This window comes from Bradyrhizobium yuanmingense (assembly GCF_025200905.1).
Classification (GTDB): domain Bacteria; phylum Pseudomonadota; class Alphaproteobacteria; order Rhizobiales; family Xanthobacteraceae; genus Bradyrhizobium; species Bradyrhizobium yuanmingense.
Genome location: NZ_CP104173.1, coordinates 7,820,578 through 7,840,305, shown reverse-complemented (window position 1 = coordinate 7,840,305; position 19,728 = coordinate 7,820,578). Strand labels below are relative to the sequence as shown.

General features: G+C 64.7%; 18 protein-coding genes and 1 pseudogene. 11 read left to right on the top strand and 8 right to left on the bottom strand.

The genetic code is table 11. The features are described 5' to 3' along the window. Complete coding sequence (locus N2605_RS36335; RefSeq protein ID WP_225145448.1) at nt 1-1,107, top strand: CaiB/BaiF CoA transferase family protein; 1,107 nt, start codon at nt 1-3, stop codon at nt 1,105-1,107. A 127-nt stretch (nt 1,108-1,234) separates the two neighbouring features. On the opposite strand, the gene hppD is transcribed toward N2605_RS36335, so the two are convergent. Further along, a complete protein-coding gene (gene hppD / locus N2605_RS36330) occupies nt 1,235-2,353 on the bottom strand; it encodes a 4-hydroxyphenylpyruvate dioxygenase (protein WP_260345481.1) in 1,119 nt (372 codons plus the stop codon). Between the two features lie 122 nt (nt 2,354-2,475). On the opposite strand from hppD, the gene N2605_RS36325 reads away from it, so the two are divergent. Both N2605_RS36325 and N2605_RS36320 read left to right on the top strand, forming a co-directional pair. Then, complete coding sequence (locus N2605_RS36325; protein ID WP_036016121.1) at nt 2,476-2,955, top strand: Lrp/AsnC family transcriptional regulator; 480 nt, start codon at nt 2,476-2,478, stop codon at nt 2,953-2,955. A 74-nt stretch (nt 2,956-3,029) separates the two neighbouring features. Further along, the gene (locus N2605_RS36320) at nt 3,030-3,341 is read left to right on the top strand and encodes a DUF1272 domain-containing protein (protein ID WP_036016119.1); all 312 of its coding nucleotides are present in this window, start codon (nt 3,030-3,032) and stop codon (nt 3,339-3,341) included. 9 nt (nt 3,342-3,350) lie between these two features. Here N2605_RS36320 and fahA read toward each other — a convergent pair whose 3' ends face one another. The 5 genes from fahA to N2605_RS36295 form a co-directional block, all read right to left on the bottom strand. Continuing rightward, complete coding sequence (gene fahA / locus N2605_RS36315) at nt 3,351-4,619, bottom strand: fumarylacetoacetase (protein WP_260345480.1); 1,269 nt, start codon at nt 4,617-4,619, stop codon at nt 3,351-3,353. 140 nt (nt 4,620-4,759) lie between these two features. After that, nucleotides 4,760-6,106 carry a homogentisate 1,2-dioxygenase gene (gene hmgA, locus N2605_RS36310; RefSeq protein WP_225129946.1) on the bottom strand — a complete coding sequence of 449 codons (1,347 nt, stop codon included), beginning with the start codon at nt 6,104-6,106 and terminating at the stop codon, nt 4,760-4,762. A 2-nt stretch (nt 6,107-6,108) separates the two neighbouring features. Continuing rightward, entirely contained in the window at nt 6,109-7,065 is a 957-nt protein-coding gene (locus N2605_RS36305) for an MBL fold metallo-hydrolase (RefSeq protein WP_260345479.1), read from the bottom strand. Nucleotides 7,066-7,087: 22 nt separating this feature from the next. After that, nucleotides 7,088-7,312: a DUF2783 domain-containing protein gene (locus N2605_RS36300; protein ID WP_025032749.1), complete on the bottom strand. Its 225-nt coding sequence runs from the start codon at nt 7,310-7,312 to the stop codon at nt 7,088-7,090. Between the two features lie 8 nt (nt 7,313-7,320). Further along, complete coding sequence (locus N2605_RS36295) at nt 7,321-8,979, bottom strand: FAD-dependent oxidoreductase (protein WP_260345477.1); 1,659 nt, start codon at nt 8,977-8,979, stop codon at nt 7,321-7,323. Between the two features lie 111 nt (nt 8,980-9,090). Between N2605_RS36295 and N2605_RS36290 the strand changes: the two genes are divergently transcribed. From N2605_RS36290 to N2605_RS36280, 3 genes and pseudogenes are all read left to right on the top strand, one after another. Next, on the top strand, nt 9,091-9,633 hold the full coding sequence (locus tag N2605_RS36290; RefSeq protein ID WP_260345475.1) for a MarR family winged helix-turn-helix transcriptional regulator: 543 nt from the start codon (nt 9,091-9,093) through the stop codon (nt 9,631-9,633). An 88-nt stretch (nt 9,634-9,721) separates the two neighbouring features. Beyond that, nucleotides 9,722-10,441 (top strand): class I SAM-dependent methyltransferase, encoded by a 720-nt coding sequence (locus tag N2605_RS36285; RefSeq protein ID WP_260345473.1) that lies wholly within the window; start codon nt 9,722-9,724, stop codon nt 10,439-10,441. A 37-nt stretch (nt 10,442-10,478) separates the two neighbouring features. Beyond that, nucleotides 10,479-10,643 (top strand): annotated as a pseudogene (locus N2605_RS36280) (MarR family winged helix-turn-helix transcriptional regulator); the annotation flags it as partial. A 120-nt stretch (nt 10,644-10,763) separates the two neighbouring features. On the opposite strand, the gene N2605_RS36275 reads toward N2605_RS36280, so the two are convergent. Further along, on the bottom strand, nt 10,764-11,570 hold the full coding sequence (locus tag N2605_RS36275; RefSeq protein ID WP_260345471.1) for an N-acyl homoserine lactonase family protein: 807 nt from the start codon (nt 11,568-11,570) through the stop codon (nt 10,764-10,766). A gap of 348 nt (nt 11,571-11,918) precedes the next feature. Here N2605_RS36275 and N2605_RS36270 point away from each other — a divergent pair, with 348 nt between their 5' ends. The 5 genes from N2605_RS36270 (at nt 11,919) to N2605_RS36250 (ending at nt 18,841) form a co-directional block, all read left to right on the top strand. Beyond that, complete coding sequence (locus N2605_RS36270) at nt 11,919-13,487, top strand: caspase family protein (RefSeq protein WP_074448076.1); 1,569 nt, start codon at nt 11,919-11,921, stop codon at nt 13,485-13,487. Between the two features lie 147 nt (nt 13,488-13,634). Continuing rightward, nucleotides 13,635-14,306 (top strand): OmpA family protein, encoded by a 672-nt coding sequence (locus N2605_RS36265; RefSeq protein ID WP_225137381.1) that lies wholly within the window; start codon nt 13,635-13,637, stop codon nt 14,304-14,306. 158 nt (nt 14,307-14,464) lie between these two features. Then, nucleotides 14,465-15,394, top strand: a complete 930-nt coding sequence (locus N2605_RS36260; protein ID WP_036015974.1) for an RND family efflux transporter — start codon at nt 14,465-14,467, stop codon at nt 15,392-15,394. Continuing rightward, nucleotides 15,394-18,540, top strand: a complete 3,147-nt coding sequence (locus tag N2605_RS36255; protein ID WP_057030270.1) for an efflux RND transporter permease subunit — start codon at nt 15,394-15,396, stop codon at nt 18,538-18,540. The genes N2605_RS36260 and N2605_RS36255 overlap by 1 nt, the downstream gene beginning before the upstream one ends. A 61-nt stretch (nt 18,541-18,601) precedes the next feature. Next, a complete protein-coding gene (locus tag N2605_RS36250; protein ID WP_036030630.1) occupies nt 18,602-18,841 on the top strand; it encodes a DUF433 domain-containing protein in 240 nt (79 codons plus the stop codon). A gap of 11 nt (nt 18,842-18,852) precedes the next feature. Here the strand turns inward: N2605_RS36250 and N2605_RS36245 are convergent, their stop codons facing one another. Further along, nucleotides 18,853-19,527: a Crp/Fnr family transcriptional regulator gene (locus N2605_RS36245; protein ID WP_036044931.1), complete on the bottom strand. Its 675-nt coding sequence runs from the start codon at nt 19,525-19,527 to the stop codon at nt 18,853-18,855. Nucleotides 19,528-19,728: the final 201 nt, after the last annotated feature.

The following is a 19,728-nucleotide window of genomic DNA, read 5'->3' as shown; positions in this document are numbered from 1 at the left end:
GTGCTCGACAAACCCGCCCCCACCTCCTCCGTCCGCGCTTCCGGCCCGCTCTCGGGCTTCCGCATCGTCGAATTCGCCGGCATCGGGCCCGGTCCGTTCGCCTGCATGATGCTGGCCGACATGGGCGCCGACGTCGTCACGCTCGACCGCGTCGGCGCGAAGAAGAGCATGAAGTCGGTGGCCGGGCGCGGCCGCAAGGTGATCGAGCTCGACCTCAAGGACAAGGCGGCGATCGCGCAAGTATTGGATCTGCTCGCGAGCGCGGACGCGCTGGTCGAGGGTTTTCGCCCCGGTGTGATGGAGCGGCTCGGCCTCGGGCCGGACGTCGTGCTCGCACGCAACCCTAAGCTGGTCTATGGCCGCATGACCGGCTGGGGCCAGGAAGGCCCGCTCGCCAACGCCGCCGGCCACGACATCAATTACATCTCCATCACCGGCGCGCTCGCCGCGATCGGTACGAAGGAAGCGCCGGTGCCGCCGCTCAATTTGGTCGGCGATTTCGGCGGCGGTGCGCTCTATCTCGTCGTCGGCGTGCTCGCCGCACTGCTGGAAGCACAGAAGTCGGGCAAAGGCCAGGTGGTGGACGCGGCGATGTGCGACGGCGCGGCCTCGCTGATGTCGTTCTTCTTCGACATGACCACGATGGGACGCTGGACCGAGGAGCGCAACCAGAACTTCCTCGACGGCGGCGCGCATTTCTACGGCGTCTACGAATGCGCCTGCGGGCACTTCGTCTCGATCGGCTCGATCGAGCCGCAATTCTACGCGCTGCTGCGCGAGCACGCCGGCCTCACCGACGCCGATTTCGACGCGCAGATGGACCGCAAGGCCTGGCCAGCGCTGAAGGAGAAGCTGAAGGCCGTGTTCAAGAGCAAGACGCGCGAGGACTGGTGCAAGATCATGGAAGGCACTGACATTTGCTTCGCGCCGGTGCTGACCATGTCTGAGGCGACACAGCATCCGCACATGGTCGCCCGCAACGTCTTCATCGAGCGGCACGGCGTGAAGCAGCCGGCGCCCGCGCCACGGTTCTCGCGCACGCCGTCAGCGGCACGCGAGCCGGAGGCGGCGGGGATCGGCGCGGTGATGAAGGCCTGGCAGCGGTAGAGCCAGCGGGCACGCTCTCGTAGGTGGGCAAAGCGAAGCGTGCCCACCACTTTGGGCGAGATCACAGAGAGATGGTGGGCACGGCGCTACGCGCCTTTGCCCGCCCTACGGCAGCGCGGCTGACGTCCTACGCCGCGTCCCCCACCTTCAACACGCCGCGCCGGATCTGGTCCTCCTCGATCGATTCGAACAGGGCCTTGAAATTGCCCTCGCCAAAACCGTCGTCGCCCTTGCGCTGAATGAACTCGAAGAAGATCGGGCCGATTGCGTTGGCCGAGAAGATCTGCAGCAGCACCTTGGTCTGGCCGCTATCGACCACGCCCTCGCCGTCGATCAGGATGCCGTTCTTCTTGAGCCGGGCGACATCCTCTCCGTGCTTGGGCAGGCGCGTATCGATCTTCTCGAAATAAGTGTCGGGCGGCGACGGCATGAACGGCAGGCCGGCATCGCGCAAACCTTCGATGGTGCGATAGATATCGCGGCAGCCGCAGGCGATGTGCTGGATGCCCTCGCCGCGATAGGTCTGCAGATATTCCTCGATCTGGCCGGACTCGCCGGCGTCCTCGTTGATCGGAATGCGGATCTTGCCGTCGGGGCTGGTCAGCGCGCGCGAGAACAAGCCGGAGGCGCGGCCCTCGATGTCGAAGAAGCGGATCTGGCGGAAGTTGAACAGCTTCTCGTAGAACCCGGCCCAGACATTCATGCGGCCGCGATGGACGTTGTGGGTGAGATGGTCAAGATAGAACAGGCCGGCGCCATGCGGCTTGGGATCGCGCGCGCCCAGCCATTCAAACTCGGCGTCATAGGCCGAGCCCTTGGCACCGTAACGATCGACCAGATAAAGCAGGCTGCCGCCGATGCCCTTGATCGCGGGCACATCGAGCGTCTTCTGCGCCGACGACACATCGGCCGGCTCGGCGCCGAGCGCAATCGCGCGGTCATAGGCCGCCTTGGCATCGACGACGCGAAAGGCCATGGACGGCGCACAAGGGCCGTGGGCGGCGACGAACTCATAGCCGTGCGTGCCGGGCTCCTCGTTGACGAGATAGTTGATGTCGCCCTGGCGATAGACCGTGATCTTCTTGGTTCTGTGGCGCGCGACCGGCGCATAGCCCATCAGCTTGAACAAAGCGTGCAAGTCTTGCGGATTGGGATGGGCGTATTCGACGAACTCGAAGCCGTCGGTGCCCATCGGGTTGTCGGCAGTGATCGTGGCCGGCGGTGCATCGTGCGGAAACGGTCCCATGGTGTTCTCCCGAATGGCTGCTGACAGGGAACTATCCTTCATGGGCCATGCAATGAGCGTGCAAACGAGACGGGCTTTGGCTATTCTATGCACGATCCGCGCATGAAACGGATGAAAGACGCATGATTTCTGTTGACGCCTTCGACCTCAGGATTCTCGGCGCGCTCCAGGACGATGGCCGCCTCACCAACCAGGAGCTCGCCGAGCTCGCGGGCCTGTCAGCCTCGCAATGCTCGCGGCGGCGGATGCGGCTGGAGGAGGAGAAGGTGATCGCGGGCTACCACGCCGACCTCTCCAGCGAGGCGCTCGGCTTCGGCGTGATCGCCTTCATCCAGGTGGGACTGGCGACACATTCGCCGGACAATTCCAAGCGTTTTCGCGCGCTGGTGAACCGGATCGATGAGATCCAGGAGGCGTATTCGCTGACGGGCGATGCCGACTATGTGCTCAAGGCCGTGCTGCGCGATCTCAAGGGCCTGTCCAACCTCGTCAATGACGTGCTGATGCCGCACCAGAGCGTGGCGCATGTGCGCTCCTCGATCGTGCTTGATAGGCTGAAGGAGAGCTCGAAGCTGCCGCTGAAGGAGATCAAGCCCGGCTGAAATCGAGGGAACTATGGCATTCGCGCTGGCAACGCGATCTGCGATGATCGCAGCTCCAGTTGCGGAGATTCAACATGGCGCTCCAGCTGCGACCGAACTGCGAATATTGCGATTGCGACCTGCCGCCCGACGCGACCAATGCGCGGATCTGCTCCTATGAATGCACGTTCTGCGCGGACTGCGTCGAGACTAAGCTGTTCAATGTCTGCCCGAATTGCGGCGGCGGCTTCGCTCCGCGGCCGATCAGGCCGGCGCAGGAATGGCGGCCGGGCGTATGCATCACCAAGCAGGCGCCGTCCGACAAGCGGGTGCATCTGAAGTACAGCGTCGAGGATGTCGCGGCGCATTGCGCGCGGCTGCGCGACGTGCCGCCGGAGAAACGGTGATTTGGCCCGCTACTCCGCCGCCAATATCGTTCCTTCGACCTCGCCGAACCCGACGCGATAGCCGTTGCCCTTGCACCAGCCGCGCATGACGAGGCTGTCGCCGTCCTCCAGAAACGAGCGCCTGGCGCCGCCGGGCAGTTCGACCGGCTCGGTGCCGTTCCAGCTGATCTCGAGCAGGCTGCCGCGCTGGTTCTTCTCCGGGCCGGAGATGGTGCCGCTCCCTAAGAGATCGCCGACATTCATGGCGCAGCCCGAGGAGGCGTGGTGCATCAATTGCTGCACCGACGACCAGTACATGTACTTGAAATTGGTGCGGCTGATGCTGGCGGGCGCATTGGCACCCGCAGCGCGCAAGGAGACGTCGAGCTCGACATCGTAGTTCTGCGGCTTGGTCTGCTTGAGATAATCGAGCGGCACCGGCTGCTGCTCCGGCCCATTCAGGCGGAACGGCTCCAGCGCCTCGCGCGTCACCACCCAGGGGCTGATCGAGGTCGCGAACGCCTTTGCAAGGAACGGACCGAGCGGCACATATTCCCATTGCTGGATATCGCGCGCGCTCCAGTCGTTGAGCAGCACGAAGCCGAAGATCATCTCCTCGGCCTGTTGCTCGCTCAGCATGCCGCCCATCGGCGACGGCTGACCGATGACGACACCCATCTCCAGCTCGAAATCGAGCCGCTTGCACGGCGCAAAGCTCGGCAGCTCCACGTTCGGCGGCTTCAGCTGCCCGCGCGGCCGCTTCACCCTGGTGCCGGAGACCACGACGGTGGAGGCGCGGCCGTTATACGCGATCGGCATATGCAGCCAGTTCGGCTGCAGCGCATTGTCCTTGCCGCGGAACATCACGCCGACATTGGTGGCGTGCTCCTTCGACGAATAGAAATCGGTGTAGCCGGAGACGGCGAAGGGCAGGTGGAGCTTCGCGTCGCGCATGAGAACGAAAGCGCGCGAGCGCAACTGCTCGTTATCGCGAAGCTCCGGATTGTCGTGCCGCAAGAGCTCGCTGATGCGCGCGCGGGTTTTCGACCAAACCTTTGGACCCAGATGCATCAGGGCGTTCAGTCCTCCTGCAAATGTGCCCGGATCGCCCGCACTGATCAGGCCATCTTGCTCGAGCTCCCAGAGATCGAGCACGTAGTCGCCGATCGCTACGCCGAGGCGCGGGGCACGGCCATCCTTGGTCGAGAACACGCCATAGGGCAGATTTTGGATCGGGAAGTCCGAGGCCGGATCGACGGCGATGAAGGAGCGGAGGCTGGGGTCGTTGGGGTGGGGCATTGGTTCCTACCGAATGTTTATTCACAGTTTCTCCGCCGTCATTCCGGGGCGCGCGGAGCGCGAGCCCGGAATCCATATTCACAATCGTGGTTATGGATTCCGGGCCTGCGCCTTCGGCGCATCCCGGAATGACCAAGTAACTACGGCTTGCCCGGATCGAACCGCTTCTCCAACCCCTTCCAACAATCCGCGTAATCGGCCTGGAGTGTGGCGGCGTTCGCCGCGTGTGCCGTGACGCGCTGCGGGTAGCGGGTCTCGAACATGAAGGCCATGGTGCCGGTCAGCTTCACCGGCTTCAATTCGCCGTTGCTGGCGTGCTCGAAGGCGTCGCGGTCGGGGCCGTGCGGCAGCATGCAATTGTGCAAGGAGATGCCGCCGGGGACGAAGCCCTGCGGCTTGGCGTCGTAGACGCCGTAGATCAGGCCCATGAACTCGCTCATGATGTTCATGTGATACCAGGGCGGCCGGAAGGTATTTTCCGCGACCATCCAGCGTTCGGGAAAGATGACGAAATCGATATTCGCGGTGCCCGCCGTCTCCGACGGCGAGGTCAACACCGTGAAGATCGAGGGATCGGGATGGTCGAAGCCGATCGCGCCGACGGGAGAGAAGGTACGCAGATCATACTTGTACGGCGCGTAATTGCCGTGCCAGGCCACGACGTCGATCGGCGAATGCGGCAACGTGGTCTTGAACAGCGAGCCGCCCCATTTCACGTAGAGCTCGGTCGGCGTGTCCTTGTCCTCGTAGTTTGCCACCGGCGTCAGGAAGTCACGCGCATTGGCGAGGCAATTGGCGCCAATCGGCCCGCGCTCCGGCAGCGTGAAGGCGCCGCCATAATTTTCGCAGAGATAGCCGCGCGCCGGGCCGTTCGGAATCTCGACGCGGAACTTGACGCCGCGCGGGATCACCACGATCTCGCCAGGCTCGGCATCGATACGGCCGAACTCAGTGACAAGGCGCAGATTGCCCTGCTGCAGCACGAACATCAGCTCGCCGTCGGCATCGTAGAAATGCTGATCCACCATCGACTTGGTGATGAGGTAGACATGCGCGGCCATGCCGGCCTGCGTATTCACATCCCCCGCCGTCGTCATGGTCTGCACGCCCTGAATGAAGGTGACATCCTCCTTCGGCAGCGGTGTCGGATCCCAGCGCAGCTGCGCGATCGGCAGGTCGTACTCATGGCACGGCGCCGAACGCCACAAGCCGGCATCGACCTTCTCGAAGCGGCCGGAATGCTTCACTGAAGGCCGGATGCGATAGAGCCAGGAGCGCTCATTGCTGCCGCGCGGCGCGGTGAAGGGCGAGCCCGAGAGCTGCTCGGCATAGAGCCCGTAGGCGCAGCGCTGCGGCGAGTTGCGCCCGATCGGCAACGCGCCCGGCAGCGCCTCGGTCTCGAAAGAGTTGCCGAAGCCGGACATGTAACCCGGCGTCACCTGGGCCGAACTGCGGATGATCTGGTCAGGCGAGGTATTGATGTTCATGACTATCCTCCTCCTTGCAAGGCGGCCCACATTTCCTGATCGCGCTTGTCGGTCCAGATCACGGGGTCGTCGATACCGGACGCTTCGTCGTAAGCGCGCGACACGTTGAACGGCAGACAGTGCTCGTAAATGGCAAAGCTCGAGAATTTCGGATCCATCACCTCGCGCGTCGCCGCCATCGATTCCTTTAAGCTGCGGCCCTTGGCGACCGAGATTTCGGCGGCACCATAGAGCGAGGTGACGAAGTCGCGCGTCATCGCGATGGCCTCGCGCACCGTGGCGGTGCCCTTCAGCGCATCGCCGCGGCCCGGCGCGATCGCCTTCGGATTGAAGTTGCGGATCTCGTTCAGCGTCATCGGCCATTCGCGCAAATGCGCATCGCCGCAATAGCAGGCCGAGTGATATTCGATGAGGTCGCCCGAGAACATCACCTCCGCATCCGGCACCCAGCCGACGATGTCGCCCGAGGTGTGGCCGGCGCCCAGCTGCATCAGGCGCACCTCGCGCTTGCCGAGATAGATCGTCATCTCGCCTTCGAAGGTCAGCGTCGGCCAGGTCAGGCCGGGAATGCTCTGCGCATCCTGGAACAGGCGCGGAAAGCGGCCGTACTCGGAATCCCAATCCTGCTGGCCGCGCTCCGCAATCAGCCGATGAGTTTCCTGCGAGGCGACGATACCTTGGGCGTGATAGGCGGAGGCGCCCAGCACGCGCACGGCGTGATAATGCGACAGCACGACATATTTGATCGGCTTGTCGGTCACCGTGCGGACCCGCTCGATCACCTTGTTCGCCATGGCCGGCGTCGCCTGCGCGTCGAACACGAGGCAGCCATCGTCGCCGACGATCACGCCGGTGTTGGGATCGCCCTCGGCGGTGAAGGCATAGAGATCGGTGCCGATCTCGGAGAAGGTGATCTTCTTCTCGGAGAGATCGCCGGTGGATGCGAAGTTCTTCGCCATCAATTCGTCCTTCAGGTCAGGGTTATTGTTGTTGCTGTTGCTGCTGCTGGCCGTCGATCATGCGGCGCTTGGCGAGTCCGATCGCCTCCCGCAGCACGTCGATGTCGCCGATATGGTTGGCGAGGATGAGCACCAGAGCCGCGTCGAAATCGGCGCTCTGCTCCTCGGTCAGGCCGCGATGCGCCTCGACGATGGCGCGGAAGGCATCGTCAGGGCGCGCGAAGTTCGAACTGGTGGAGAGCGGCATGCCAGACCTCAATACAAACCTTCGGCTCGCGCCAGCGCCGCCGCGATCGCCGAACGCGTCGGATGACGGAAGCGCGCCGCGACATAACCGTCGGGCCTCAGCAGGTAGGCGGCACCCGGCACGGCGCCGTAGCGCTTTGCGATTAGGCCCGAGGGATCGGCAAATTCACCGTCGCCGCCAATGCGGATGCCCTTGATACCATCAGGCGCATCGATCGGCGCGCCATTGCTGAACGACAGCAAGGTGAAATCCGTTCCACCCTTGCGGAAGGCATCCGTCAGATAGATCGGCTCGCCGGCGGACGTTGCGGCGGGCGCGTCGAGCATCGAACCGCCGGGCGGCGGTCCACCCCGCCACGTATCCGCATCAAGCGAGGACAGCGGCGTATCGTAGCTGCACGGCACCGACAGCCGACCGCCATTGACCATGCGCTTGCCGAACTCGGTTTCCTTGGCCAGCGACAGCACCGCCTTGCGCAACCGCGCCTCCTGATGCGAGTTCGGTGCCATGAAGTCGGTCGAGCGGGTGGATTCGCGGATGTTCTCGTCGGCCGCCATGCTGCGCTCGAGATGGTAGCTCTCCAGCAGGCTCGCAGGCGATTTGCCGCGCAGCACGCGATCGAGCTTCCAGGACAGATTCTCCGCGTCTTCGAGTCCCGAGTTCGCGCCACGCGCACCGAAGGGCGAGACCTGGTGCGCGGAATCGCCGGCAAAAATGACGCGGCCATGGATGAAGCGGTCCATCCGCCGGCACTGGAATTTGTAGAGCGAAATCCACTCGAACTCGAACTTGTCATGGCCGAGCATGCGCGCGATCCGCGGCCGCACGTTTTCCGGCTTCTTCTCGAGCACCGGATCGGCATAGCGATTGAGCTGGAGATCGATGCGCCAGACATCGTCGGGCTGCCGGTGTAGCAGCGCCGAACGCCCGGCATGGAACGGCGGATCGAACCAGAACCAGCGCTCGGTCGGAAATTCCGCGGTCATCTTGACGTCGGCGATCAGGAACTGATCCTCGAAGACCTGGCCGGCGAATTCCGCCCCGACCATCTGCCGCAGCGAGGAGCGCGCGCCGTCGCAGGCGACGACATAGCGCGCATTCAGGCGGTAGGCGCCCTCGGGCGTCTCGATCGTCAGCAGCGCGGATTCGTTGCGCTGCTCGAGCGCTGTCACCTTGTTGCGCCAGCGCAGGTCAATCTCCGGCAGCTCGTTGATGCGATCAACCAGATAGGCCTCGGCGTAATATTGCTGGAGATTGATGAAGGCCGGCCGCTTGTGACCGTCTTCGGGCAGGAGATTGAACTGGTAGAGCTGCGACTCGCCATGGAAGATCCGCCCCACACTCCACACCACGCCCTTCTCGACCATGCGGTCGCCGACGCCGAGCCGGTCCCAATATTCCAGCGACCGTTTCGAGAAGCAGATCGCGCGCGAGCCCTCGCCGATGCGGTCGGCATCATCCAGCAGCACGACGCGCTGGCCGCGCTGGGCAAGATCGATCGCCAGCGACAGCCCGACCGGGCCCGCGCCGACGATCACGACCGGATGCGCCGCGGGGCTCGAGCCGGGGCGGTCCTGATCGGGGTGACGGCGATAGCCGAACTGGGTCTTGGCTTGAGCGGTCTTGGCGTTCAGGGTTTTGGCGTGAGGGGTATTGGCCGGCGCCATACACGAACCTCGGCTCTGGTCAGGACAGGATCGATCTGCTAGATAGTCTCACGTGCAACTATTTTGGACCGGAGCCGGCCGGCCGTCAACTGGAATTCGGAGGCGCTCTCCTTGGCGAGGACATCCAGCGACATCGCGCTCAAAGCGCGCGCGGCCGACGAGGCGTCGGCGGGGCCAAAGCTGCGGCTCGATCTGTTCAAGTTCGTGCCGTTCCGCCTCAATCGGCTCGCCGCGGAGGTCAGTTCCGCGCTGTCGGTCGAGTATCAGGAACGCCACGGCCTCGACATTCCGGCCTGGCGCGTCATCGCCACGCTCGGCTTCCGCAATGATGCCTGCAGCGCGCAATACATTTCGCAATGCACCCGCACGCACAAATCCACCATCAGCCGCGCAGTGACGGCGCTGCTCAGCGACGGCCTGATCGAGCGGGTCGAGAACGAAGCCGACCGCCGCGAATTCCGCCTGCAACTGACCAGGAAGGGCCGCGCGCTCTACGAGGAGCTGTTCCCGCAATTGCTGCGGCGAGAGGACGAGATCCTCGCCTGCCTCTCGGCGCAGGAGCGCAAGCAGCTCTCGGCCCTGCTCGGCAAGATCGAGCAGAGCCTCGATCTGATCCAGACCAGCGAAGAGGCGGATGCGAAGCAGGCGTATTAGGGCGCCCCCCATAAGGCGCAGACGTCAGCTTTTGGGAGCCCGGTTGAGAAAGCTTGGTAGGACCGTGACGGCAGCGAGGTATATAGCGATGCTCCTTGTGGCGTTTGCCGCAACTCGCGCATACGCCGCTGACATAGGTTATCTGGCTCCCCCTGGAGTCGCGGCAAACGAGTTTCCCTCACCGCAGCGTCCTGTCGCACGGATCGTCAGCCCGCGCCGCTCCGCCGAAGAGCGCCGCGACGCCCTGGATGAGGCCGGTCAAATCGCACGCGCTCTTGAACTGAAACCAGGGATGACTGTCGGCGACATTGGAGCAGGCAGTGGCTATCACACGGTCAGGCTCTCGCACCTCGTCGGATCCGCCGGCTCTGTCGTTGCCCAGGACGTCACGCGGGACTATCTCGTCGAACTCGCCAGGCGAACAAAACTTCTGAAGTTGACAAACGTGCAATTCGCGCTCGGCGAACCACACGACCCGCGTCTGCCCGCTTCCTCGCTGGACGCCGCAATCCTTGTGCATATGTATCACGAGATAGCCCAACCCTATGCCTTTCTCTACAATCTTGCGTCCGCCTTGAAGCAAGGTGCGCGGGTCGGAATTGTCGATCTTGAGCTTCCGACGTCGAAGCATGGCACGCCAATTGAGCTCTTGCGCTGCGAGTTGACCGCCGTCGACTATCGCGAGATAGCCACATATAAGCTCGCAGGGGGCGGAGGATACCTGGCGGTATTCTCTCCTCCGGAGCTAGCGGCTCGAAAATCTCCCCACGATATCGTTGCTTGCGGGGATCCTGCCGGTGCTCGTTGACATCGCGCCCGCCTCCCGTCTCAACCCATCCGACGAACTCTACGAGGAGCTGTTCCCGCAATTGCTGCGGCGAGAGGACGAGATCCTCGCCTGCCTCTCGGCGCAGGAGCGCAAGCAGCTCTCGGCCCTGCTCGGCAAGATCGAGCAGAGCCTCGATCTGATCCAGACCAGCGAAGAGGCGGATGCGAAGCAGGCGTATTAGCCACCGCTGTCATTCCGGGGCGCCGCGCAGCGGTGAGCCCGGAATCCATCGCGACATCAGCTGCGTCGACAGATGGATTCCGGGTTCGCGCTTCGCGCGCCCCGGAATGACGCTACGGTGTCACTTTACAAACGACCGCGTCGGCGGCAGATGCAGCGCCCAGGCATCGACCTCATCGCTGGCGCGCGGATAGATCTCGGTCACGATCGGATCGTGGCCGGGGATGAACCTGTCGGGATGGCCGGCGAGGCGCTCGATCGTGTCCCAGCCTTGCGCCATGTCGCCGACATTATAAACGATCGGGAACGGGCTCTTGCGCTGCAGATTGGCGTAATAATGCGCGGCATCGGAGGCCAGCACCACGGCGCCGCGCGCGGTCTCGACCTTCACCACCTGCAAGCCGTCGGAATGGCCGCCGACGCGGTGCACGGTCACGCCGGGAGCAACCTCGCCATCGCCGGAATAGAAGGTGACGCGCTCGCCATAGACGTGGCGCACCATCAGCGTCACATGCTCGACCGAGAACGGATGGCGCAGCAGGCCGTTGCACATGCAGCGCCCGGTCGCGTAGGCCATCTCGCGCTCCTGCAGATGGAAGCGCGCGTTGGGAAAGCGGTCGAGATTGCCGGCATGGTCGTAATGCAGATGTGTCACGATGACGTCACGAATGGCTGACGCCGAAACGCCGAAACGCTCCAGCGCATCGACAGGATTGAGCGTGAGCTTGCGCGCCCGCGCGCTCGCCTCCTCGGCGTTGAAGCCGGTATCGACCAGAATGTCGCGGCCGTGCCCTCGAATCAGCCAGACGAAATAATCGAGGTCCTGCGCCGCGCTGTCATGCGGGTCGGGCACGAGGAAGTTCATGTGGGGGGTGCGCGGCGACATCGTCGCATAGCGCAGGGCGTAGATCTCGTAGACGTTTCCCATGGGGCTCGCTTTTTTTAGAGTTGGATCTTGGACGATCGCGCACACCAAGCCACCACCGGCAGGAAAGGTCAAACCCGGAGGCGAGGCTGCAATGTGAGATCGATCACGTCTTCACCCGCCCTGGCTGCGCTAAGGTCCGCCGGACAGCATCGAGGTACCGAGGACCGTCATGATAACCCCATCCATTCCTCTCGCGGCATGCCCATCCGCTGCGGTCCATCATCGGGATAAGGTCGAATCTCCAAGCGGTTGACGCCCTCCGTCCCCGGTTTGATAATGAGGTAAGCGTAAGTTAAGGTCGCCGCGGCGCAAGCTGGAACGGCGCCTTTTGGCTGGACCGCGCTGATTATGAAAATTCGCTTCTTTTTTCTTCTGCCCTTGCTGATCTCGCTCGTCCCGACGGCCCCCTCGCTTGCGGCCGGCGACCGTTTTGCGCTGGTCATCGGCAACGCCAAATATCCGGATGCGGATGCCCCGCTGAAGGAACCGATCAACGATGCGCGCGCCGTCGCCGACGAGCTCAAGCGCGACGGCTTTTCGGTCGAACTCGGCGAGAATCTGACCGGCGACGCCATGCGCCGCGCCTTCGACAAGCTCTACGGCAAGATCAAGCCGGGCTCGGTCGCGCTGGTGTTCTTCTCGGGTTTCGGCATCCAGTCCGCGCGCCAGAGCTACCTGCTGCCGGTGGATGCGCAGATCTGGACCGAGTCCGACGTGCGCCGCGATGGTTTCAGCCTCGAGACGGTCCTCGGCGAGCTCAACACCCGCGGCGCCGGCGTCAAGATCGCGCTGGTCGATGCGTCCAGGCGCAACCCGTTCGAGCGCCGGTTCCGCAGCTTCTCAGCGGGCCTGACCCCGGTGATCGCCCCGAACGGCACGCTGGTGATGTACTCGGCGGCGCTGGCCTCGGTGGTTTCGGACGCCGGCGGCGACCGCAGCCTGTTCGTCCAGGAGCTGCTGAAGGAAATCCGCGTTCCCGACCTGATGGCCGAGGAGACGCTGAACCGCACCAAGATGGGCGTCACCCGCGCCTCGCGCGGCGAGCAGGTGCCGTGGATTTCCTCGTCATTGGCCGAAGATTTCTCGTTCATTCCGGGCGCCGGCGGATCGCGTCCGGCAACGCCGCCGCCCGCGCCTCCCGCCGCGCCGGCCGTCGTCGCCAACAACCCGCCGCCCGCCCCTCCCGCACCGCCGACACCACCGCCGCCGCCGAAGCCGGCCGACAGCGCGGCTGCAGCTCCCGCTCCTGCGCCTCCGCCACCTGCGGCTCCAGTCGCGGCGCCGGCACCGGCGCCCGCGCCTGCTCCCACCCCGAGGCCGCAGATCGAGGCCGCCCTGCCCCCGCCGCCACCGCCGGTGAAGCCGGTTGATCCCGTTCCTGCGCCGAGCACGGACGGTGGGCCGAGCGCTGCCGCCCTGGCTGACGATCCCACGATCAAGAGCCTGACTGCCAAGATTGCCGCCAACCCTGACGACGTGAACGCGCTGTACCGCCGCGGCCAGGTTTATGCCAGCAAGGGCGCCTACAGCCTCGCCATCAAGGATTTCGACGACACCCTCCGGATCAATTCGAAGGACGTCGAGGCCCTCAACAACCGCTGCTGGACCCGCACCGTGGTCGGCGACCTCCAGGCCGCGCTGAAGGATTGCAACGAGGCGCTGCGGCTGCGGCCGAACTTCGTCGATGCACTGGACAGCCGCGGGCTCGTCAATCTGAAGTCAGGCGCGGTGAAGAATGCGATCGCCGATTTCGACGCGGCCCTGAAGATCAACCCGCGCCTGACGTCCTCGCTCTACGGACGCGGCCTTGCCAAGCAACGCAACGGCTCGGCCCAGGAGGGGGCGCTGGACATCGCCAATGCCAAGGCGATGGATCCGAACATCGTTCAGGAATTCGCAAGCTACGGAGTGCGCTAGTATTTTTTTGAGTCGGACCCCCGTCCAAGGCTCGAACCTTGAACAGCCCTGGGAAGACCAATGGGCGGATGCCGCAACAGGCTTTTTCGGGGGCGTGTTGCTTGAATTTTGAGAGCACGTGAGCTGGCTGCGCAGGAGGGACTGGGAATGAGATCGGCTGCAAATTGGCTTACCGCGATTCTGTCCATCATCACCGTCGGCGCCGCGCTGTCGCTGCCGACCTCGGCCGCATATGCGGGCGATGACGGCAACAGCAAGAATATCACCGAGGACGAGATCGTCCGCGCGCTGGCGCCGGCGCCGAAGAAGCCCTTGACGCGCGGCCTCTCGATCGGTCCGCAGACCGCCCCTGCACCGAGCGCGACCGACTCCAAGCTGATCCAGTCGGTGCGCGGCCGCTCGACGCGTTCGCTGTCGTCGACCGAGCGCGAGGAAATCGCCTTGGCCGCCAAGGACAAGCCGAACATCGATCTCGAGATCACGTTCGACTACAACTCCGCCAATATCAGCGCCAAGTCGCTGCCCTCGGTGCAGGCGCTCGGCCGCGCCTTGACCAGCCCGGACCTGAAGGGCTCGACCTTCGTGGTCGCCGGTCATACCGACGCCGCCGGCGGCGAAGCCTACAACCAGGACCTCTCGGAGCGTCGCGCCGATTCGATCAAGCGCTACCTGGTCGAGAAGTACAGCATCTCCGCGACCGATCTCGTCACCGTCGGCTACGGCAAGAGCAAGCTCAAGGACCCGAACCAGCCGCTGGCGGAGGCCAACCGGCGCGTGCAGGTCGTCAACATGGAAAACAAGACCACCGCATCGAAGTGAGCACGACGAATCCATTGCCAGTGACAAGTCGTGATGTCGTGTAAGGTCTCGTTTCCAAAGCGCGTCCCGCAGCCTTGCGGGACGCCGCTTCATGTCAAAAAAGCGCTCCGTTTGGGCCTCGCGCCGATGGCCGTGAGCCAGGTCAGGATGATCCGGCGATGAATTTGACTGAATACCTCAAGCCGGCCGGAACCGTGCTGTTCGTCGCCGCGCTCGGCATCGGCTATTATCTGTTCGAGCATCGCAAGCGTCCCGAGCCGAAGGAGACGCAAAGCGAGGCGCTCGTCATCGTGACGAAGTCAACCAATGCCTGCTTCTCCGATCTGGTGCGGGTGACCGGCTTCTTCGTACCGCGCCGCGAGGCGGTGGTCGTTGCCGATCAGGAAGGCTCCAGGGTCACCGACCTCCTGGTCACCGAGGGCACGATCGTCGCCGACAATCAGGAGCTAGCGCGCCTGACCGCGCCGCCGCAGATTCCGGGCCAGCCGCAGCGGCCCGGCCCGCAAGGCCCGATCTCGCTGAAAGCCCCCGCGCCGGGCCTTGTCACCGAAGTCCGCACCATCGTCGGCGCGCCGGCCTCGCCGCAGGCCGGTCCGATGTTCCGCATCGCCGTCAACAACGAGATCGAGCTCGACGCCCAGGTTCCGGCGGTGCACATGTCCAAGCTCACCTCCGGCGCCACCGTGCGGATCAGCCGCGACGATGCGCCCGACCTGATCGGGCGGGTCCGGCTGGTTGCACCCGAGATCGACCGCGCCACGCAACTCGGGCGGGTCCGCATCAGCGTCGCCAACAACCCCTCGCTCAAGGTCGGCGTGTTCGCTCGCGCCTCGATCGACGCCAAGCGAAGCTGCGGCGTCTCGATCCCGAAGACCGCGATCGATCACCTCACGGTGCAGGTCGTCAAGGGCAATGTCGTCGAGACACGCAAGGTGCGGGTCGGATTGTCGTCCGACAGCGCGACGGAAATCCTGGAAGGGCTGCAGGTCGGCGAAATCGTCGTGGCCGACGCCGGCTCTTCGCTCCATGACGGCGACCAGATCAAGACCATGTTCGCCGATGAACTCGATCGCACGCGGGTACGCTGATGGCTCTCAATATCTCGGCATGGTCGATCCGTAATCCGCTGCCGTCGGTCGTCTTCTCCATCATCCTGCTGGTGCTGGGTTGGGTGTCCTTCACCAAGCTTGCGATCACACGGCTGCCCTCGGCCGACATCCCCGTGATCTCGGTGGCGGTGTCGCAGTTCGGCGCCGCACCGGCCGAACTGGAATCCCAGGTCACCAAGACGGTTGAAGACGCGGTCTCCGGCGTCGAGGGCGTCAGGCACATCACCTCGTCGATCACCGATGGCCTGTCGGTCACCACGATCCAGTTCGCGCTCGAGACCAACACCGATCGCGCGCTAAACGACGTCAAGGACGCGGTGACGCGCGTGCGCTCCAACCTGCCGCAGAACGTCACCGAGCCGCTGATCCAGCGCGTCGACGTCATCGGCCTGCCGATCGTGACTTATGCCGCGATCTCGCCCGGCAAGACGCCGGAGCAGCTCTCCTATTTCGTCGACGACGTGGTCAAGCGCGCGCTGCAGGGCGTGCGCGGCGTCGCCCAGGTCGAGCGCATCGGCGGCGTCGAGCGCGAGATCCTGGTCTCGCTGGATCCCGATCGCCTGCAGGCGATGGGCCTGACCGCGGTCAATGTCAGCCAGAGCCTGCGCGGCACCAATGTCGACGTCGCCGGCGGCCGCGCCGAGATCGGCAAGAACGATCAGGCGATCCGCACGCTCGCCGGCGCCAAGACGCTTGGCGATCTCGCCGGCACCATGATCCCGCTGTTCGGCGGCGGCGAGGTCCGGCTCGACGATCTCGGCACCGTCACCGACACCATCGCCGACCGCCGCACCTTCGCCCGCTTCAACGGCGAGCCGGTGGTCGCGCTCGGCATCAAGCGCTCCAAGGGCGCCAGCGACGTGAAGGTGGCCGAGGCCGTGCAGAAGCGCATCGATGCGCTGAAAGCCGCCTATCCCGACGTCGACCTGAAGGTGATCGACACCTCGGTCGAATACACCAACGGCAATTACCACGCGGCGATCTCGACCCTGTTCGAAGGCGCGATCCTCGCCGTGATCATCGTGCTCTTGTTCCTGCGCGACCTGCGCGCCACCATCATCGCCGCGATCTCGCTGCCGCTGTCGATCTTCCCGGCGTTCTGGGCGATGGACCTGCTCGGCTTCTCGCTGAACCTCGTCAGCTTCCTCGCCATCACGCTCTCGACCGGCATTCTTGTCGACGATGCCATCGTCGAGATCGAGAACATCGTCCGGCACATGAACATGGGCAAGTCGCCCTACCGGGCCGCGCTCGAGGCCGCCGACGAGATCGGCCTCGCCGTCATCGCGATCTCGCTGACCATCATCGCCATCTTCGCGCCTGCGAGCTTCATGTCGGGCATTGCCGGACAGTTCTTCAAGCAGTTCGGCATCACCGTCTCGGTGCAGGTGTTCTTCTCGCTGCTCGCCGCGCGCTTCGTCACGCCGGTGCTGGCCGCCTATTTCCTCAAGCACAGCACGCACGAGGAGCCGCCGCCCGGCCTCATCCTGCGCTCCTATCACCGCATCGTGGCCTGGTCGGTGAAGCACTATTTCGTCACGGTGCTGATCGGCCTCGGCGTCTTCGCCGCCTCGATCTGGAGCATCACGCTGCTGCCGCAGGGCTTCCTGCCGGCCCAGGACAGCGCGCGCTCGCTGCTTGCGCTCGAGCTGCCGCCGGGCACCCAGCTCGCCTACACCGAGAAGGTCACCGAGGACATCGTCGCGCGCCTGCGCAAGCGGCCCGAGGTCAAGAGCATCTTCGTCGACGGCGGCCGCGTCCCGCCGGGCACCCAGGAGGTGCGCCGCGCCGCCCTGATCATCAATTACACGCCCAAGGACAGCCGCGACATCACCCAGCGCGAGCTCGAATTCTCCATCAGCCAGGAGCTGGAGAACGTTCCCGATATCCGCTTCTGGTTCCTGGACGAGAACGGCCTGCGCGCGATCTCGCTGGTGGTGACCGGCGTCGACCCCAACATCGTCAACAACGTCGCGAGCGAGCTTGCGACGCAGATGAAGCGCATTCCCACCATCGCCAACGTCATCTCAGAAACTTCGCTGGAGCGCCCCGAACTGCGCATCGAGCCGCGCGCCGATCTCGCCGCACGGCTCGGCGTCTCCACCGAAAGCCTGTCGCAGACCATCCGTGTCGCCACCATCGGCGACGTCGGACCGGCACTCGCCAAGTTCGACGTCGGCGACCGCCTGGTGCCGATCCGCGTGCAGCTCGAGGACGCCGCCCGCGGCGATCTGAAGACGCTGGAGCAGCTCCGCGTGCCGCTCGGCGAGCGCGGCGAGAAGGGCGGCGTGCCGCTTTCGGTCATCGCCGACGTCAAGCTCGACCAGGGTCCGACCAGCATCGGCCGCTACGATCGCGAACGGCAGGCGACCGTTGCCGCCGACCTCGTCGGCTCCGCCGCGCTCGGCGATGCCACCAAGAAGATCTACGACCTGCCGGTCATGAAGACCCTGCCGAAGGGCGTGAAGGTCTCGCCCTCGGGTGACGCCGAAAGCCTGAACGAATTGTCCGAGGGTTTTGCGACCGCCATCACGGCGGGGCTGATGATGGTCTATGCGGTGCTGGTGCTGCTGTTCGGCACCTTCCTGCAGCCGATCACCATCCTGTTCTCGCTGCCGCTCTCGATCGGCGGCGCGATCGCGGCCCTGCTCGTCACCGGCAAGCAGCTCACCACGCCGGTGTGGATCGGCATCCTGATGCTGATGGGCATCGTCACCAAGAACGCGATCATGCTGGTGGAATTCGCCATCGAGTCCATCAAGGCCGGCACGCCGCGCGAGGAGGCCATGATCGATGCCGGCATGAAGCGCGCCCGTCCGATCGTGATGACCACGATCGCCATGGCCGCGGGCATGATGCCGAGCGCCCTGGCCGTCGGTGCCGGCGGCGAATTCCGCTCGCCGATGGCGCTCGCGGTGATCGGCGGCCTGATCTTCTCGACCCTCCTGTCGCTGGTGTTCGTGCCCGCGATGTTCATGGTGATGGACGATTTCGGCGCCCTGATCTGGCGCTTCGCCAAGCGGCTGATCGTGCACAGCGAGGATGCGGAGACGGACCATCATGGGGCTGCGCCGGCGGAAGCCAGGCCGGCGGCGACGAGCATCGCACGACCCGCGGCGGAGTAGGGTCCACGCCAGCTTGGAAGCCCACGGTGGCGCAAGTCGTTTGCGCCCGCTAGCCTATGGCATGGCCTTCGCGCGCATCACGATGGACCCTGCCGTCTGCACTGGCAAAGCTTGCATTCGCGGGCTGCGTTTTCCGGTTGCGCGGCTGCTCGGCCTGCTGGCGGCCGGCGAGACGCGCGAATCGATCCTCAATGAATATCGGTATTTCGAGCGCGAAGACATCGATGAGGCATTGCGATACGCGGCGTTCCTCGCCGAGGATCTAGCCGTCGATCTGTCTCCACCCGCCGAGCAAGAGTGAAACTGCTCGCCCTACTCGTTTCGCGCGATCGCGGTCAGCTTGGTCATGTTCCGCAGCAGGATCCGGCCGCGCTGGAGATCGAGGATCGCTTCCTTGCGCCAGGCCTGGAGCTGGCGGTTGACGCTTTCGCGGGCGGCGCCGACGAAGACGCCGAGTTGCTCCTGCGAGATATGGACCTCGGAACCGAAATCGGCGGCGAGCGCGCAGAGCCGCCGCGCCAGCCGCACCGGCAGCGGCTGCAGCATGGATTCTTCCATGCGCTCGCTCTGCCAGCGGATGCGCTGGCACAGCAGCGCGATGATTTTGATCGCGACCTTGGGCTCGCGCTCGAGGAAGCCGAGGAAGTCTTCGCGCCGCAGCACGAACAATTCGCTGGCCTCGCCCGCGGTCGCATCCGCCGTCCGGTTCTGGCCGTCCAGCACCGCGACCTCGCCGAACAGGTCGCCCGGCCCCATGAAGTTCAGCGTCAGCCGGCTGCCGTCGGCGGCGCCGGTCTCGATGCGGACCTGGCCGCGGCGCACGCCGAACAGCGCATTGCCGGGATCGCCCTTCTGGAACAGCACCTCGCCGCTGGCCAAATGCTGGGTGTGGCAGAGATTAGACAGCCGCTGGAGCTCGTCTGCGCCAAGATCGGCGAACATCGGATTCATCTTCAGGATGACCGCAAATTCGGCCTGCTTGCTCATGTCAATGTCCTTGTGAACGTCCTGGTCATCGTCTCTTGGCAAATCGTCTTGGCAAATCGCTTGAAACCATCAACTTCAGGATCGCGTAAAACAGCGCCGGAGAAGTGTGTCATAAGTCACATAACTTTGCAGCACCCCCTGACTATTTTTACGCGCTTGGAGCCGCTTCCCGTCCGGGGATAAACTCCGGGCGCAAAGGAC

What these genes read in the sequence shown, in the direction of transcription:
- hppD (WP_260345481.1), bottom strand. Translation starts at nt 2,353, where the DNA reads ATGGGACCGTTTCCGCACGATGCACCGCCGGCCACGATCACTGCCGAC.
- N2605_RS36325 (WP_036016121.1), top strand. Translation starts at nt 2,476, where the DNA reads ATGATTTCTGTTGACGCCTTCGACCTCAGGATTCTCGGCGCGCTCCAG.
- N2605_RS36320 (WP_036016119.1), top strand. Translation starts at nt 3,030, where the DNA reads ATGGCGCTCCAGCTGCGACCGAACTGCGAATATTGCGATTGCGACCTG.
- fahA (WP_260345480.1), bottom strand. Translation starts at nt 4,619, where the DNA reads ATGCCCCACCCCAACGACCCCAGCCTCCGCTCCTTCATCGCCGTCGAT.
- hmgA (WP_225129946.1), bottom strand. Translation starts at nt 6,106, where the DNA reads ATGAACATCAATACCTCGCCTGACCAGATCATCCGCAGTTCGGCCCAG.
- N2605_RS36305 (WP_260345479.1), bottom strand. Translation starts at nt 7,065, where the DNA reads ATGGCGAAGAACTTCGCATCCACCGGCGATCTCTCCGAGAAGAAGATC.
- N2605_RS36300 (WP_025032749.1), bottom strand. Translation starts at nt 7,312, where the DNA reads ATGCCGCTCTCCACCAGTTCGAACTTCGCGCGCCCTGACGATGCCTTC.
- N2605_RS36295 (WP_260345477.1), bottom strand. Translation starts at nt 8,979, where the DNA reads ATGGCGCCGGCCAATACCCCTCACGCCAAAACCCTGAACGCCAAGACC.
- N2605_RS36285 (WP_260345473.1), top strand. Translation starts at nt 9,722, where the DNA reads ATGCTCCTTGTGGCGTTTGCCGCAACTCGCGCATACGCCGCTGACATA.
- N2605_RS36275 (WP_260345471.1), bottom strand. Translation starts at nt 11,570, where the DNA reads ATGGGAAACGTCTACGAGATCTACGCCCTGCGCTATGCGACGATGTCG.
- N2605_RS36270 (WP_074448076.1), top strand. Translation starts at nt 11,919, where the DNA reads ATGAAAATTCGCTTCTTTTTTCTTCTGCCCTTGCTGATCTCGCTCGTC.
- N2605_RS36265 (WP_225137381.1), top strand. Translation starts at nt 13,635, where the DNA reads ATGAGATCGGCTGCAAATTGGCTTACCGCGATTCTGTCCATCATCACC.
- N2605_RS36260 (WP_036015974.1), top strand. Translation starts at nt 14,465, where the DNA reads ATGAATTTGACTGAATACCTCAAGCCGGCCGGAACCGTGCTGTTCGTC.
- N2605_RS36255 (WP_057030270.1), top strand. Translation starts at nt 15,394, where the DNA reads ATGGCTCTCAATATCTCGGCATGGTCGATCCGTAATCCGCTGCCGTCG.
- N2605_RS36250 (WP_036030630.1), top strand. Translation starts at nt 18,602, where the DNA reads ATGGCCTTCGCGCGCATCACGATGGACCCTGCCGTCTGCACTGGCAAA.
- N2605_RS36245 (WP_036044931.1), bottom strand. Translation starts at nt 19,527, where the DNA reads ATGAGCAAGCAGGCCGAATTTGCGGTCATCCTGAAGATGAATCCGATG.